Genomic DNA, 15,022 nt, shown 5'->3' on the forward strand with positions numbered 1-15,022 from the left:
CACCGCCGGGCGCCCTGTCCGACACCGCGCCGGATGCCGCCGGACACCACCGGGCGCCCCTACGGCCGGGCGGCGGCCGGGACCTCCGTCAGCACCTCGCCGAGCACCCGCGCCGCCCGTTCGGCCTCCCCGAACCTGGTGTACAGCGGTGTGAACCCGAACCGCAGCACATCCGGTCTGCGCAGGTCACCGACGATGCCCCGGGCGATCAGCGCGTCCATCACGGCGGGCGCCTCGGCGCAGCGCAGGGCGATCTGGCTGCCGCGCTCGCCGTGTGCGGCGGGGGTCAGGGACACCACACGCCCCTCGGGCGCGTACGCCTCCACACACTCCAGAAAGAAGTCGGTGAGGGCGAGGCTCTTGGCCCTGACCGCCTCCATCCGTACCCCTTCCCACACATCGAGCGCGGCCTCCAGCGCGAGCATGGAGAGGATGTCGGGCGTACCGACCCGGCCGCGTACCGCACCGTCCGCCGCCGCGAAGTCCCGGTCCATCGCGAAGGGATCGGTGTGCGAGTTCCAGCCGGGCAGCGGGGAGTCGAAGCCGGCCTGATGGCGCTCGGCGACATAGAGGAAGGCGGGCGAACCGGGCCCGCCGTTCAGGTACTTGTACGTGCACCCCACGGCCAGGTCCACCCCGTGCGCGTCCAGCCCGACCGGCAGCGCGCCCGCGCTGTGGCACAGGTCCCAGACCGCGAGCGCCCCGGCCGCGTGGCCGGCGGCGGTGAGCCCGGGGAGGTCGTGGAGGCGTCCGGTGCGGAAGTCGACGTGGTTGAGGAGGACGACGGCGGTACGCGGGCCGAGCGCGCCCAGGACCTCGCCGGGGGCGACGGAGACGATCCGTCCGCCGGTCAGCCGGGCGGCGGAGGCCGCGATGTACCCGTCCGTGGGGAAGGTCGTGGCGTCGACCAGGATCTCGTCCCGGCCGGGGGCCGCGAGCCGCATGGCCGCCACCACGGCCTTGAAGACGTTGACACTGGTGGAGTCGCCGACCACGATCCGGCCCGGCGCGGCGCCGACGATCGGGGCGATCCGGTCGCCGATCCGCTCGGGCGCGGTCCACCAACTCCCCTCGGTCCAGGAGCGGATGCGCAGTTCACCCCACTGACGGGCGATCACATCCTGGACCCGCTCGGGGACATGGCGGGGCAGCGCGCCCAGGGAGTTCCCGTCGAGGTAGACGGAGTCGTTGTCGAGGGCGAACAGCTCGCGTGTGCAGGCCAGTTCATCGGCGGCGTCGAGCGCGGCGGCCTTCTTCGTCAGCCGCTCTTCCCGCATCGGCCGCCCGTTCCGTATCGACTGCTCTTCCTCCGCCGGCTGCTCAGACATGGCTGCGCGCCGTCCACAGCTCGGGGAACACGTTCTTCGTGGCCCGCTTCTCCAGCCAGGCCACTCCGGCGGAGCCGCCCGTACCGGTCTTGGAGCCCATCGCCCGCCGGGTCGCCACCAGATGGTCGTTGCGCCAGCGCCAGACCAGCTCACCGACGTCCGTCAACGCCTCGCCCAGCCGGTGCAGTTCGGCGTTCCGGTCGGGGTCGGCGTAGATGCCGGTCCAGACCGCCTCCACCGGGTGCGACGGCTCGTACCGCAGCCCGAGATCGCGGTCGAGGGTCTCCTGCGGCACCGGCAGCCCGCGCCGGGCGAGAAGGCGCAGCACCTCGTCGTACAGGCTCGGCTGATGGAGCGCCTTCTCCAGCTCGGCGTGGACGCGCGGGGCGCCCCGGTGCGGGACGAGCATCGACGCGGACTTCTCGCCGAGCAGGAACTCCATCCGCCGGTACATCGCGGACTGGAAGCCGGAGCCCTCGCCGAGCGCGCCCCGGTACGCGTTGAACTGCGCGGGCGTCAGCTGGCCCAGCGGCTTCCAGGAGGCGTTGAGCGCCTCCAGCTCCCGTACGGACCGCTTGAGCGCGTCGATCGCGACCGGGACACGGTCCTCGCGCAGGGCGCTGGACGCGGTCTCCCACTCGTGGACGATGACGGTGAACCAGAGCTCCATGACCTGGGTGGTGACCAGGAAGACCATCTCACCGGGGTCGTCGGAGCGGAGGTGCTGCAAATGGGTGAGGATGTCCGCCTGGACATAGTCCTCGTACGGGGTGGTCCCGTCGAAGTCGAGGTTCGGGGCTTCCGAACCGGCTTCCGGGACATCGGGGGTATGCGACATCGCTGTCTCCTCGACATGTGCCGGGTAGCGGTCCGCCCCTTTCCGTGCTGGTTACGGAGCTCCGGTCCCCTGGGGGCATCATAAACAGAGCCGTCCCTGAGGAACCATCCACACCAGTGTGATCAGAGGACCGGGCCCTCGATCAGCGTCCCGTCCGTGTCGTACGGCCAGGCGTTGGACCGGCAGCCGTCCAGGCCCTTGATCTGCTGCATCATCACCGGGGCGAGCCTGCCGGGACCGGCGCAGCCCATGTGCCGGCGGATGCCGATCTCATGGCCGACCTCGTGGTTGATGATCAGGTGCCGGTACTCCGTGGCGGGTCCGTCGAAGGTCGGGGACCCCTCCATCCAGCGTCGCAGATTGATCACCACGCCCTGGGTGGTCTCGCAGTTGAACTGGCCCCGGGTGTTGAGCCCCTCCGCCAGGCAGAGCTTGTCGGCGGTGGCCGGGGTGGCGATACGGAAGACGAAGTCACCGCCCTCCGCGACCAGCTGGAAGGCGCCCCGGCCGTTCGCGGCCCAGCTCAGCGGGTGGGCCAGGATGCCCTGGATCTCCTCGGCGGCCTGGTCGGCGGAGACGTTGATGCCGTCCTCGACCTGGACGCGGTAGCGGCGCGGTGTTCCCGAGCCGACCTGCTCGCCCTGGGCCCGGCCGGTGGTGAAGGTGCCGGGTCCCGAGGCGGGGACCTCGGCGGAGGGCGAGGGGGACGGCGGCGCCGGCTCCCGCGCCGGCTCCCGCGGCTCCTGCGGCGGCTGCGGCGGCGTGGGGCTGGGCGTTGGCGGCGGCGGGGGGCTGGGAAGCGGCGGCGGGACGGCCGCGGGCGCCTCCGGGGGCTGCGGGGGTACGGAGACGGCGGGGGCGCCCGGGGTCGTCGTGTCGACGGGCACTCCGACGCCGCCGACCGTACCGGCGGCGGCGACGGACTGTCCGGCGCGCTCCCCGTCCCACCAGGGGTCCAGGGCCGCCCAGCCGCCGCCGACCGCGGCGATCAGGGCCAGCCCCGGCAGGACCAGCTTCGGGAGGGGGCTCCGGCGGGCGGATACGCGGTGCCCTGCCCGGCGCCCATGAGCGGCGGAACGCTTGCCCACGGCGGAACTCCCCTTGCTCGACAACGCGGTTCGACACACGCGCGCTCGAACAGAACGCCGAAGGCCCGCACCCTGGCATACGGGCGGGGCCTCCGAATGGTTCAGCCGTGACCGGTCGGGTGCGTCACCCGAGGGTGTCGGCCGCCAGGGGCGAGGAGTCACGGAGGAACGTCGCGCAGCGCTCGTACTCCGCCTGCTCGCCGATCGCCTGCGCGGCGCGCGCCAGACCGTGCAGCGCGCGCAGGAAGCCGCGGTTGGGCTCGTGCTCCCACGGGACCGGGCCGTGGCCCTTCCAGCCACTGCGGCGCAGGGAGTCGAGGCCGCGGTGGTAGCCGGTCCTGGCGTACGCGTACGACTCGACGACCCGGCCGTTCTCGAAGGCGTCGTCCGCGAGCTGGGCCCAGGCCAGCGAGGATGTCGGGTACTTGGCGGCGACTTCGGCGGGCGGGGTGCCGTTCGCGAGCAGCTCGCGCGGCTCGGGGTCGTCGGGGAGCTGGGTGGGGGGCGGTCCCCCCAGGAGGTTTTCGTGGATGGCCATGGCTACAGTCTGCCTTGCCCGGCGGGCCCCGCCTCCCCGCCCCGGCCCTGCTCCAGAGGAGGCGCGGACAGCCCGCAGTTCACCCGGCACTCGGGGTGCGCGGGCTCCTCCGGCGCCGTACGTTCCGACGGTGTGCGTACGGTCGCCCAGGCGATCAGCGCGCCCAGCACCAGCACCCCGGCGCACATCGGCATCGCGCGGCGGAACGTGTCGCCGAACTCCGCCGCCGACCGGTACGCCTCCGGGCCCATGCCCGCCAGCAGCGGCAGCGCGGCCACCGCGAGCAGACCGGCCGCGCGGGCGGCGGCGTTGTTGATCCCGCTGGCCAGACCCGCCCGCGCGGTGTCCACGGAGCCGAGGACGGTCGCCGTCAGGGGGGCGACCAGGGTGACCATGCCCATCCCCATCACGACCAGCGCGGGAAGCACATCCGGGAGGTACGCGGCGCCCTCGCCCACCCGGAGCATCAGCAGCATCCCGCCGGCGCACAGCAGCGGGCCCACCGTGAGCGGGACGCGCGCTCCGATGCGCTCGGCCAGCGCGCCCGAGCGGGCGGAGAGCAGCAGCATGAGCACGGTCGTGGGCAGCAGGGCGGCGCCCGCGCCGAGCGCGGAGTAGCCCACGACGACCTGGAGCTGGAGCGCGACGAGGAAGAAGAACCCGCCGAACGCCGCGTACACGCACAGCGTCACCGCGTTCACCGCCGTGAACAGCCGCGACCGGAAGATCGACAGCGGCAGCATCGGATCGGCCCGCCGCTGTTCCACCCGTACGAAGACGACCGCCACCAGCACCCCCGCCACCCCGGCCCACGCCACCCGGCCGATCAGCGCGTACGTGACCAGCCCGAGCGCCGCCGCGCCGAGCACCGCGCCCAGCACATCGAACCGGCCGCGCGCCGCCGGATCCCGGGTCTCCGGTACGTGGCGCAGCGCGACCGGCACACAGAGCGCGGCCAGCGGCACATTGAGCCAGAACACCCACCGCCAGCCCGGCCCGTCGACCAGCCAGCCGCCCAGGAACGGCCCGACCGCCGCGCCCACACCCCCGAGCCCGGACCACAGCCCGACCGCCCGCGCCCGGTCGTCCGGATGGAAGCTCGCCTGAATGATCGCGAGCGACCCCGGCACCAGCAGCGCCCCGCCCACCCCTTGCAGGGCGCGCGCGACGATCAGCACGGCCGCGTTGGGCGCGAGCCCGCACAGCAACGACCCCAGCGCGAACCACACGGTCCCCACCACAAACACCCGCCGCCGCCCATACCGGTCCCCGAGCGACCCGCCGAGCAGGATCAGCCCGGCCAGCGTGAGCATGTAGGCGTTCACGGTCCACTGAAGAGCGGCGAGGTCGGCACCGAGGGAGTCCCCGATATGGGGCAGCGCGACATTGACCACGGTCGAGTCCAGCAGCGCCATGCTCGACCCGAGCACCGTAGTGAAAACCACCCACCGTCCCCGCCCCGAGGCCAGCCTGATCTCCATACCCGGATCATCCCCGCCCCGGGGCCGGGTGGCGAGTGGACGGACGGACACAGCGCGGCCCGGCACCCCTGGAACAGGGATACCGGGCCGACCGTGCGAATCCGGGCTGCTTCAGCCCCGTACGGCTGCTTCAAGCTCCGTACGTTCACTTGAGGCTCCGTACGTTTACTTAAGCTCCGTACGTTTACTTGAGGCTCCGTACGTTTACTTGAGGCTCCGTACGTTTACTTAAAGCTCCGTACGCGCTTACTTCAGCTTCGTACCGGTCGAGCGCAGGGCCGCGCAGGCCTCGGTGACGCGCTTGGCCATGCCGGCCTCGGCGAGCTTGCCCCAGGTGCGGGGGTCATAGGTCTTCTTGGAGCCGACCTCGCCGTCGACCTTCAGCACACCGTCGTAGTTGCGGAGCATGTGGTCCGCGACCGGGCGCGTGAAGGCGTACTGGGTGTCGGTGTCGAGGTTCATCTTCACGACGCCGTTCTCCAGCGCGGTGGCGATCTCCTCGGCCGTGGAGCCGGAGCCGCCGTGGAAGACGAAGTCGAAGGGCTGGCTGCCCGCGGCCTGGCCGTACTTCGCGCCGACGCCGGCCTGGAGGTCCTTGAGCAGCTCGGGGCGGAGGACGACGTTGCCCGGCTTGTAGACGCCGTGCACGTTACCGAAGGACGCGGCCAGCAGGTAGCGGCCCTTCTCGCCCAGGCCGAGGGCCTCGGCGGTGCGCAGCGCGTCGTCGACGGTCGTGTACAGCTCGTCGTTGATCTCGTGGGTGACGCCGTCCTCCTCGCCGCCGGTCGGGGTGATCTCGACCTCAAGGATGATCTTGGCGGCGACGGCCTGCGCCAGCAGTTCCTGGCCGATGGCCAGGTTGTCGGCGAGGGTCTCGGCGGAGCCATCCCACATGTGGGACTGGAAGAGCGGGTTACGACCGGCCTTCACCCGCTCGGCGGAGATGTCGAGCAGCGGGCGGACATAGGTGTCGAGCTTGTCCTTGGGGCAGTGGTCGGTGTGCAGCGCGACGGTGATGTCGTACTTCGCCGCGACGATGTGCGCGAACTCGGCGAGGGCGACCGCGCCCGTCACCATGTCCTTGCTGTACTGGCCGCCCAGGAACTCGGCTCCACCGGTGGACATCTGGATGATGCCGTCGCTCTCGGCCTCCGCGAAGCCGCGCAGCGCGGCGTGCAGCGTCTGGGACGAGGTGACGTTGATGGCCGGGTAGGCGAACTTGCCTGCCTTCGCCCGGTCGAGCATCTCGTTGTAGACCTCGGGGGTTGCGATGGGCATCGGGCCGCTCCTTGTGATGTGCGGGTGTGGAGGTGCTTGTCCCTGACCTGCTTCCCGGGGGGCCTGGGTGCGTCCCCCGAGGAGGCGACGTCATCGTCGCCCCCATCTTTCCAGACTCCGCCACCGGCTCTGCGGCGGCTTCCGGCTGTTTCACGTGAAACAGCCGGAAGCCGCCGCAGAGCACCGAAAAGCCGCAGGTCGGAGCCGGTACGGGAAGCTCAGCCGAGGCCCAGCTCGTCGAGGGCGTAGACGTTCAGGTACGGAAGCCCCGCCGCCGCGACAGCCGGCGCCGCGCCGCGCTCCACGATGACCGCGACCGCGACGACCTCGCCGCCGGCCTCCCGTACCGCCTCCACCGCGGTCAGCGGCGAGCCCCCCGTGGTCGAGGTGTCCTCGACCACCAGGCAACGGCGGCCCTTGACGTCCGTACCCTCGATCCGGCGCTGGAGGCCGTGCGCCTTCTGCGCCTTGCGTACGACGAACGCGTCGAGCCGCTGTCCGCGCGCGGCCGACGCGTGCAGCATCGAGGTGGCGACCGGGTCGGCGCCCAGCGTCAGCCCGCCGACACAGTCGAAGTCCAGCTCGGCGGTGGCGTCGAGCATGACCTGACCGACCAGCGGCGCGGCATGACCGTCCAGCGTGATCCGGCGCAGATCGATGTACCAGTCGGCCTCCAGACCGGAGGAGAGGGTCACCTTGCCGTGCACGACGGCCTTGTCCTTGATCAGCTGGAGCAGCTCAGCCCGTACGTCAGTCATGCCCCGAGCTTAGACCGGCCGGTCATAAGCCCTGCCCGGACGCCCTTCGCGGCTCGGACGGCCCGGACCCGCCCGGACCGCCCGACCGGCCCGCTCAGAGCCGCCGCCAGCTCCAGGTCGTCCCGATCTCCAGCGGTTCCAGCGGGGTGACCAGCCGGGGCGCGGAGTTGAGCCCGTTCGGCGGGCCCGACTGCGGTTCCACACAGACCGCCTCGGCCTGCTCGTCGTAGACCACCACCCACTCGGCGCGGCTCGCGACCTTCATTTCGAGCTGCCCCGGCCAGGTGAGGGTCACATCCACCCCGTCCGGCATCCCGAAGCAGTCGTCCCAGGGCCCGGGGCGCGGGGGGATCCGGCGGCCGGTCGGCAGATGCTCGGCGCCGCGCTCCTCCTGCCAGGCGGGCTCGAAATCGACCGTCACATCCCGGTCCCCCAGATTCCGCAGGAACCAGGGGTGCCAGCCCGCCTGCGCCGGGAAGGACGTCTCGTACGTCTCCACGCCCATCCCGAGCGTCAGCGAGTCCTCGGTCAGCTCGAACGTCTGGGTGACCAGACCGCTGTACGGCCATGGCTCGGCCAGCTCGTACGTGAACGCCGCCTCGCTCCTGCCCGCCCGCGCGGTGCGCCAGGCCGTGTTGCGGCCGGTGCCGTGGATCGCGTGGGGCGGGGAGTTCAGCGGCAGTTGCTGCACCACCCCGCCGTTGAGGAACCGCCCGTGCGCGGTCCTGCCGCACCACGGGACCATCGGGAAGCAGCCGTACCGCTCCCCCTGCCGCAGCAGTTCGGTCCCGCCGATGCGCAGACTGCTGATCCGGCAGCCGTTCGCCGGGGTAATGGTCAACTCGGCGTCGCCCGCCGCCAGCTGGATGCTCTCTTCGCTACTCACACACCGACACTACTTCCGGCGCCGCAGCACCCGCCCGACCACCACGGCGGAGGCCAGCGCGAGCGCGGCGGCGGGCGCGATCCAACGGAGCGTGGCGGCTCCACCGGACGTGTCCGGCGCGGGCACCGGGGCGTACCGGCCACGCGGCGGCGCGTGGTCGACCTCCTCCGCACTGCGCCCGATCATGGTGCGCCGGGCATGCGCGGCCTCGGCGGGCGGCTCCTCGGACAGCCGGAACTCGCCCGTGCTGTAGACCGTCTCGCCGTCGAGCACCGGGTTCTCCGCGGGCGGCCCCTGGGGCGCGGTCGGCGCGGACGGCGGCCGCCGCACGGGCCCCTCCGGCGCCGGATCGCTGGACAGCCGCGCGACGAAACGGTCCAGCAGCCGGTGCGCCGCCGCCGTCGCCGCCTCCGGGGGAAGCTCCGCGAGCCGCCCCTCGGCGCCGGACCCGCCGGAGAAGGAGAGCGCCGTCCCCTCGCCGCCCGGCATCTCCGTCAGCCGGATCCTGAGCGTCACCTTGGCGGAGCCCGTACCCCTGGCCTCCATGCCCTCGCCCGCCACCTCGAAGACGCCGTCGCGCTCGACGACCGTCAACGCCCCGCGGTAGGTGATCGTATGACCGCCGATCCGGACCTTCATCCGTCCGGCGAGCGGCCCCGCCGACTCCTCCGCGTCCTGCTGGAACCCGGGCACACACCGGGCGACCCGGGAGGGGTCCCGCAACGCCTGCCGGAGGGCCTCTGCCGAAACCGGAACGAACACCTCATGCTCCATGGAAAACGAGCGTAGCGCCGTCCGGCGGACGTTGCGGACGTCTTCCCGGACAGCCCCGCCGATGGAGCGCGCCGCAGGGTGCCGTACTCACGCCCCACACCCGCCTCACTCCCCGTACCGAGGATGCACCAGCGTGGAAGCCGGCAGCCCCCGCACCCGGGTCAGCTCCGCCCCCCGAGCGCCCGCCTCCAGCGGCCCCGTGGCCAGGGAGCGCAGGGCGGGCACGTCCGTCGGCAGGGCCAGCCGGGGTGGCCCGCCCGGCCTGGCCAGCATGAAGCCCCAGTCCCGCGCGGCCGGGCTGCCGTCCTTCGTCCGGTCGGGCCCCGCCGCGAAGCCGGACGGGCGGCCGGCCGCGAGATACGGGCGGGTCCCGAACCCGGCCGCGCGCAGCGTCGCGTCGACCGTCCAGTACGTACGCGGCTGGGCCGTGGGCGACCCCGCGTGCACGGCCAGCCGCCCGCCGGGGGTGAGGATCCGCGCGGCCAGCCCGTAGAACTCCTCGGAGTAGAGCTTGGTGCTGGGGGTGATCCCGGGATCGGGCAGATCCGAGAGGATCACGTCATAGGCCCCCGGGGCACCATCCGCCCCCCGCTCACCTCGCAGAAAGGTGAACGCGTCCGAGGTCACCACCCGCAGCCGAGGATCGTCGTACACATGCCCGTTGAGCGCCGACAGCGCCGGGTCCGTACGGGCCAGCTCGACGACCTCCGGATCCAGATCGACCAGCGTGACGGCGCGGACGTCCCCGTACCGCAGGACCTCGCGCGCGGCCAGCCCGTCCCCGCCGCCGAGGATCAGCACGCGCGCGCGGGGCCCGCGCATCGCGGGGTGGACCAGCGCCTCGTGGTAGCGGAACTCGTCGCGTCCGCTGACCCGCAGCCGCCCGTCCAGATACAGCTCCAGCGGCTCCGCCGAGCCACCGACACCGCCCCCCGGGCCCGGCCCGCCCCGCACCACGATCTCCTGCACCTCCGTCTGGACGGCGACCCGCACCCCGTCCCCGTACACCGCGCGCCGCGCCGCCCGCTCGAAGTCGCCGACCATGACGGCGGCGGTGGCGAGGACGGCCAGCACCAGGATGTTGACCGTCACCAGCACCCACCGCAGCCGCCGCGTCAGATCGCGCCGGAAGAGCGACAGCACCAGCGTGCCCCCCGCCACCGCGTTGACCGCGCCCGTCAGCAGCGTGCCGGTGAGCTGTCCGAGCGAGGGCAGCAGCAGGAACGGGAAGGCGAGCCCGCCGACGAGCGCGCCCACATAGTCGGCGGCGAAGAGATCCGCGACGGTCCTGTCCGCCTCTTGCTGGGAGAAGCGCTGGATCAGCGCCATGAGCAGCGGGATCTCCGCGCCGATGAGTATGCCGATGGCGAGCGAGAACCCCACCAGCGCGTATCTCGCCTCACCGATCCACGCGAAGGCCGCGTACAGCACGAGCGCCGAGCAGCCGCCGAGCAGCGCGAGCCCGGCCTCCAGCAGCCCGAACCCGAAGGCCGCCCGGCAGCGCAGCCGCTTGGCGAGCAGCGAACCGACGCCCATCGCGAAGACCATCACCGACAGCACGATGGATGCCTGGGTGACGGAGTCCCCGATCAGATACGAGGCGAGCGCCACCAGCTCCAGCTCGTACACCAGTCCGCACGCGGCGCAGACGAAGACCACGGCCAGGATCAGATAGCGCGCGGCATCCGCACGGACGGGCAGCCGTGTCCCGCCCCGGGGCGGCGGCCCCTGCTGCGGCGGAGACACGGACTGCTCAATCACCTTCGTAACGCTACGTCACGAATACATTGCGGTTTGTCACCCACACGAGTGCACTTACACACCAGCAGGCATACCGGCGGCCACCCCGGACCCGGATACTCCAGCCCCGGACGCCCCGTACACCCCGGCCCCGGACGCCCCGGTCGGCATCCGGACCCCGACCCGCGTCCGCGTCACGACGAGCCGGCCCTCCTGTGGATACGCGTGCCAGGTGCGCCACCGCACCTGGCCCCCGTCGCACTGCGCCAGCATCGCGGTGAACGCATTCGGCGCGCCGGGAAACGTACCCGCTAATCCATTCGGATGATCGGCCACCAGTGCGAGCAATTCCTGTGCGCGCCCGGCGAACGAGCTGCGCGAAAGCGTCTCGACGCGCGCGGCGAATTCGTACTCCCATTCCCCGAGCCGCTTGGAGACGCCGAGCGGAAGCGGTGTACTGCTGCCGGGAATACAGGCGACCGTCTCGGAGCAGGTGCCCCGCTCGCTCTCCAGAATCACCTGGTGGGAGGCGCCGAGCAGCCGCAGCTGAAGCCCGGTATCGGCGAGGTCGAGGTCGAGGACGGCCAAGGCGGGGACCGGTTCGCGGTCGAGCGCCCAGGCCAGATCGGCGGCGCGGGTGTCGGTGTAGGCGGTATTGAGGGTGGTGAGCATGGGTCGGCTCCGCAGACACGCTTGACGGGTGGACCGGGTGACGTCCCGGACGATGAGCAAGGGAACTTGGACCGCCTGGCACATGGGGGGCGGCGGCGCGGGGCCGGTCACGCACGTCTGCGGCGTTGTCGTCGATCACCATGGCTCCGCCATGCCTCAGTCCTCCGCCTTGCAGCCGCACGCACCCAGCCCCGCTCCTTCTCCCACCCCCCATGTGCCGGGCGGTCTTGTGGGGGGAGGTCGCCTGCTCGGTGCCCTATGAGATCTCATAGGGGGTCCGAGGGCTGGAAGCTCTCAACAGCGAGGGAATCACGAAGTACGTGACGCTCGCAGTGTTTTTACCCAACTTGACGGGGTTTCCATTCCCTGGGGGGCCCACCGGTTCAATTGTTCACAGAAACGGTCGCGCCGCCCCCAACTCCCGCCCCCGGTATGGATATGCCCGGCGGGAATGCGTTCCCGCCGGGCATCCTCACTGTGCCGTGGCCATAGGCCGATGGACCAGCCGATGGACCAGCCGATGGACCAACTGCCCCGTGTCAGCTGCCTCCACCGCCACAGCCTCCCCCGCCGCCTCCGCACGACGAGTGGCCCCCGCCACCGCCGCAGGAGGAACCTCCGCAGTCACCGGACCACCAGCTCCGGCCACTCCCGGAGTCGCCGGAGCGGTGCTTCTTCCCCGGCAGCGGCCGCTTCCCCCGGTCCCGGCCGCCGACACTCGCGAGAACCCCGACAAAAACGATCGCGATCAGCACGATCACTATCCCCATACCCAGCATCGCCCTCACCGTCCCCACTGGATCCCCCGTATCGGATCCTCGTACGTGAAGCGGTTGTCCCCCCGGCGCCCCCGGCCCAAAGCCGACTTGAGCAACTCCAGAGGTTGGGCACAGGATGGCCGTCATGACCAAAGAATGGCTCGGCGGCACCACCATCTTCACGGAGATGTCGGCACTCGCCCTGCGGACCGGCGCGATCAACCTCGGCCAGGGTTTTCCCGACACCGACGGGCCCGAGGCCATCAGGGAGGCCGCGGTACGGGCACTGCGCGACGGCCGCGGGAACCAGTACCCGCCGGGCTCCGGCGTCCCCGAGCTGCGCTCCGCCGTCGCCGATCACCAACTGCGGTGGTACGGACTGGCGTACGACCCCGATACGGAGGTCCTCGTCACCGCGGGCGCCACCGAGGCCATCGCCGCCGCGCTGCTCGCCCTGGTCGGGCCCGGTGACGAGGTGATCGCGCTGGAGCCGTACTACGACTCGTACGCCGCCTGCGTCGGCATGGCGGGCGGCACCCGCGTCCCGGTCACCCTCCGCCCCGACGACGGGCGGTACCACCTGGACCTGGACGAGCTGCGGGACGCCGTCACCGATCGCACGCGCCTCATCCTCCTCAACACCCCCCACAACCCCACCGGTACGGTCCTCACCCGCGCCGAACTCGCCGCCATCGCGGAACTCGCCGTCGAGCGCGATCTGCTGGTCGTCAGCGACGAGGTGTACGAGCACCTGGTCTTCGAGGGCGAGCACCTCCCGATCGCCGCCTTCCCCGGCATGCGCGAGCGCACGCTGACGATCGGCTCGGCGGGCAAGACCTTCTCGTTCACCGGCTGGAAGGTCGGCTGGGTCACGGGTACCCCCGCGCTGGTGACGGCCGTGCGCTCGGCGAAGCAGTTCCTGACGTACGTCGCCTCGGGACCGTTCCAGTACGCCATCGCCGAGGCCCTGCGCCTCCCCGACGCCTACTTCGACACCCTGCGCGCCGGTCTGCGCGCCAAGCGCGACCTGCTCTCGGACGGGCTCGCCGAGGCCGGATTCGAGGTCTACCGCCCGGCCGGGACGTACTTCGTGACGACCGACATCCGCCCGCTGGGCGAACACGACGGCTACGCGTTCTGCCGCGCGCTGCCGGAGCGGTGCGGGGTGGTCGCCGTACCGAACGCGGTGTTCTACGACCACCAGGAGGAGGGCGCGCCGTTCGTACGGTTCGCGTTCTGCAAGCGGATCGATGTGGTGGAAGAAGCCATCAGAAGGCTGTCCGATCTGCGGAAATGAGCCCCGGCCCGGCCGGGCGACCGACCGGGGCCGGCTCAGGCTCCAGAGAGCGGAGAGCGACAGAGCTCCGTCGGCCCACCGGGTCAGGGACGGTCGATCCGCCCGCTCGTCGTCGCTTCGATGAACTGGTTGATCAGGACCGGCCTGCTTACCGGCACCCACAGTCGGACAGCTCGCGAGTCGTACACCCCCAGGCACACCGCCCCGACCGACAGTCGGCCGGCCACGGGTAGCTGGTAGGAACCAGCGAAATACACCGAGTCCCACGGAACGACATAGTGGGTGACCCAGAGGAAACCGCGGCGAAAGTGGATCACGGCATTCTCCGGGTCGAGCGCCGCCGTTGCCCAGCAGTAGTTGCTCGCGGCCAGCAGCATGATCGCCACGGCAGCCATCAGGGCGACCGCCCTGACCGGGGACATGCCGTCCGCTGCCCGCGAGGTCATGGCGAGCGTTACCGCAGCCACCCCGATCAGGCCCCATTGGAGGGGGCGGCTCACCTTGGGGGACCGATCCGCCGCAGCGGCATACGCCGGAAAGTGGCTCCGGATGCTATCTCGCACGCGTTCGAGGCGCACCGCCGGGAAGACGATGTTCGCGCCGATCCTTTCACCGGACTGCCGGGACACGAAGGCCAGCCGCGCGTACCCGGTGACACGCATCAGAGGATTCCGCTGGATTTTGACCCCGCCGACCTGAGATCTGGGTATCTGCCGCGACTCCGCGGAGATGAGGCCGCCGGACATGACGAACGCCCCTGCCCTGATCCGGACTTCGAACGACCGATAACGCAGCCAGGCGACGAGCATCCCGAATGCCATCGCCACCGAACCGAATACGGCCAAGGCGGCCACCACCAGCACCCACAACGGCCCCGATATATCCGGGATGGCCGGAAAGGCCGGGGAAAGCCGCAAGAGTGCGGCGGCGTTCTCGTAGAGCTCGATCAGGAAGGGAAACAGCAGCACGAACTGCCCGTAGGTAACCGAGATCAGGAGATAGTCGCGTATGCGGATCCGATAGATCAGGTCGCCCGAGTCCGTCGTGCGGGACCCGATCCGACACTCCAGGACTGATTCACACTCGGCCTCCGCGGATCCGCTCCGGTCCTCGGCAACCGGGTCGACCACACGACTATGAGTACCGGGTACCGGCATGTCGCGGGATGGACGAACCCGGCCGGCTTCGAAGTAGCCCTCGATCTCGGCAGCGGCGGCCTGCGGAACCGCCTCGATCGTCAAGTTGGCCTTCGACTCCGTGCCGATGCCGATCAATACTCGCGAACAGCCCAGAAGCCGCGCCACCGCCGATCGGGAGACTTGGACGGAGACCACTTCCGACCAGCCGAGCGAGGTGGAACGCCGCACCAAGAATCCCCTGTCGTAGCTGATCCCGCCGCTATCCACAGAGAACCTGGTTGTCCACCAGTCCACTGCCAGACCGATCACGATGATGCCGCCTACCAGCCCGAAGACCGCATCCACCGGGATTCCGAACAAGACCGGCCACCTGGCCCGGATCGACAACCACGCGATGGCGGTGGGGGCGATCGTCGCCGCGTGCTCGGCCGCGCGGATCGCGAACAT

The 15,022-nt window shown here is 71.3% G+C and carries 13 protein-coding genes; 1 reads left to right on the forward strand and 12 read right to left on the reverse strand.

Annotated features, from left to right (window positions below; all coding sequences use genetic code 11):
• Window positions 1–59: 59 nt before the first annotated feature.
• The 11 genes from kynU to ACIP8W_RS18485 form a co-directional block, all read right to left on the reverse strand.
• Window positions 60–1,277: a kynureninase gene (gene kynU, locus ACIP8W_RS18435; RefSeq protein ID WP_402203723.1), complete on the reverse strand. Its 1,218-nt coding sequence runs from the start codon at window positions 1,275–1,277 to the stop codon at window positions 60–62.
• A 43-nt stretch (window positions 1,278–1,320) separates the two neighbouring features.
• Window positions 1,321–2,166 (reverse strand): tryptophan 2,3-dioxygenase family protein, encoded by an 846-nt coding sequence (locus ACIP8W_RS18440; RefSeq protein WP_401956272.1) that lies wholly within the window; start codon window positions 2,164–2,166, stop codon window positions 1,321–1,323.
• A 122-nt stretch (window positions 2,167–2,288) separates the two neighbouring features.
• Entirely contained in the window at window positions 2,289–3,254 is a 966-nt protein-coding gene (locus ACIP8W_RS18445) for a DUF3152 domain-containing protein (protein ID WP_401956273.1), read from the reverse strand.
• Window positions 3,255–3,378: 124 nt separating this feature from the next.
• Window positions 3,379–3,792 (reverse strand): DUF3151 domain-containing protein, encoded by a 414-nt coding sequence (locus tag ACIP8W_RS18450; protein ID WP_401956274.1) that lies wholly within the window; start codon window positions 3,790–3,792, stop codon window positions 3,379–3,381.
• 2 nt (window positions 3,793–3,794) lie between these two features.
• Window positions 3,795–5,273, reverse strand: coding sequence for an MFS transporter (locus tag ACIP8W_RS18455; protein ID WP_401956275.1), 1,479 nt, complete (start codon window positions 5,271–5,273; stop codon window positions 3,795–3,797).
• 246 nt (window positions 5,274–5,519) lie between these two features.
• Complete coding sequence (gene fbaA / locus ACIP8W_RS18460) at window positions 5,520–6,551, reverse strand: class II fructose-bisphosphate aldolase (protein ID WP_401956276.1); 1,032 nt, start codon at window positions 6,549–6,551, stop codon at window positions 5,520–5,522.
• Between the two features lie 218 nt (window positions 6,552–6,769).
• Complete coding sequence (gene pyrE / locus ACIP8W_RS18465) at window positions 6,770–7,309, reverse strand: orotate phosphoribosyltransferase (RefSeq protein WP_401956277.1); 540 nt, start codon at window positions 7,307–7,309, stop codon at window positions 6,770–6,772.
• Between the two features lie 94 nt (window positions 7,310–7,403).
• Window positions 7,404–8,195, reverse strand: a complete 792-nt coding sequence (locus ACIP8W_RS18470) for an aldose 1-epimerase (protein ID WP_401956278.1) — start codon at window positions 8,193–8,195, stop codon at window positions 7,404–7,406.
• Between the two features lie 9 nt (window positions 8,196–8,204).
• Window positions 8,205–8,969 (reverse strand): SRPBCC domain-containing protein, encoded by a 765-nt coding sequence (locus ACIP8W_RS18475; protein ID WP_401956279.1) that lies wholly within the window; start codon window positions 8,967–8,969, stop codon window positions 8,205–8,207.
• Window positions 8,970–9,074: 105 nt separating this feature from the next.
• Window positions 9,075–10,730 carry a polyamine aminopropyltransferase gene (locus ACIP8W_RS18480; RefSeq protein ID WP_401956280.1) on the reverse strand — a complete coding sequence of 552 codons (1,656 nt, stop codon included), beginning with the start codon at window positions 10,728–10,730 and terminating at the stop codon, window positions 9,075–9,077.
• Between the two features lie 54 nt (window positions 10,731–10,784).
• The gene (locus ACIP8W_RS18485; RefSeq protein WP_402148792.1) at window positions 10,785–11,381 is read right to left on the reverse strand and encodes a DUF2617 family protein; all 597 of its coding nucleotides are present in this window, start codon (window positions 11,379–11,381) and stop codon (window positions 10,785–10,787) included.
• Window positions 11,382–12,284: 903 nt separating this feature from the next.
• On the opposite strand from ACIP8W_RS18485, the gene ACIP8W_RS18490 reads away from it, so the two are divergent.
• Window positions 12,285–13,436 (forward strand): pyridoxal phosphate-dependent aminotransferase, encoded by a 1,152-nt coding sequence (locus tag ACIP8W_RS18490; protein WP_401956282.1) that lies wholly within the window; start codon window positions 12,285–12,287, stop codon window positions 13,434–13,436.
• Window positions 13,437–13,519: 83 nt separating this feature from the next.
• Here ACIP8W_RS18490 and ACIP8W_RS18495 read toward each other — a convergent pair whose 3' ends face one another.
• Window positions 13,520–15,022 (reverse strand): PH domain-containing protein, encoded by a 1,503-nt coding sequence (locus tag ACIP8W_RS18495; RefSeq protein WP_402203687.1) that lies wholly within the window; start codon window positions 15,020–15,022, stop codon window positions 13,520–13,522.

The organism is Streptomyces sp. NPDC088554, assembly GCF_044752945.1.
Lineage (GTDB): Bacteria > Actinomycetota > Actinomycetes > Streptomycetales > Streptomycetaceae > Streptomyces.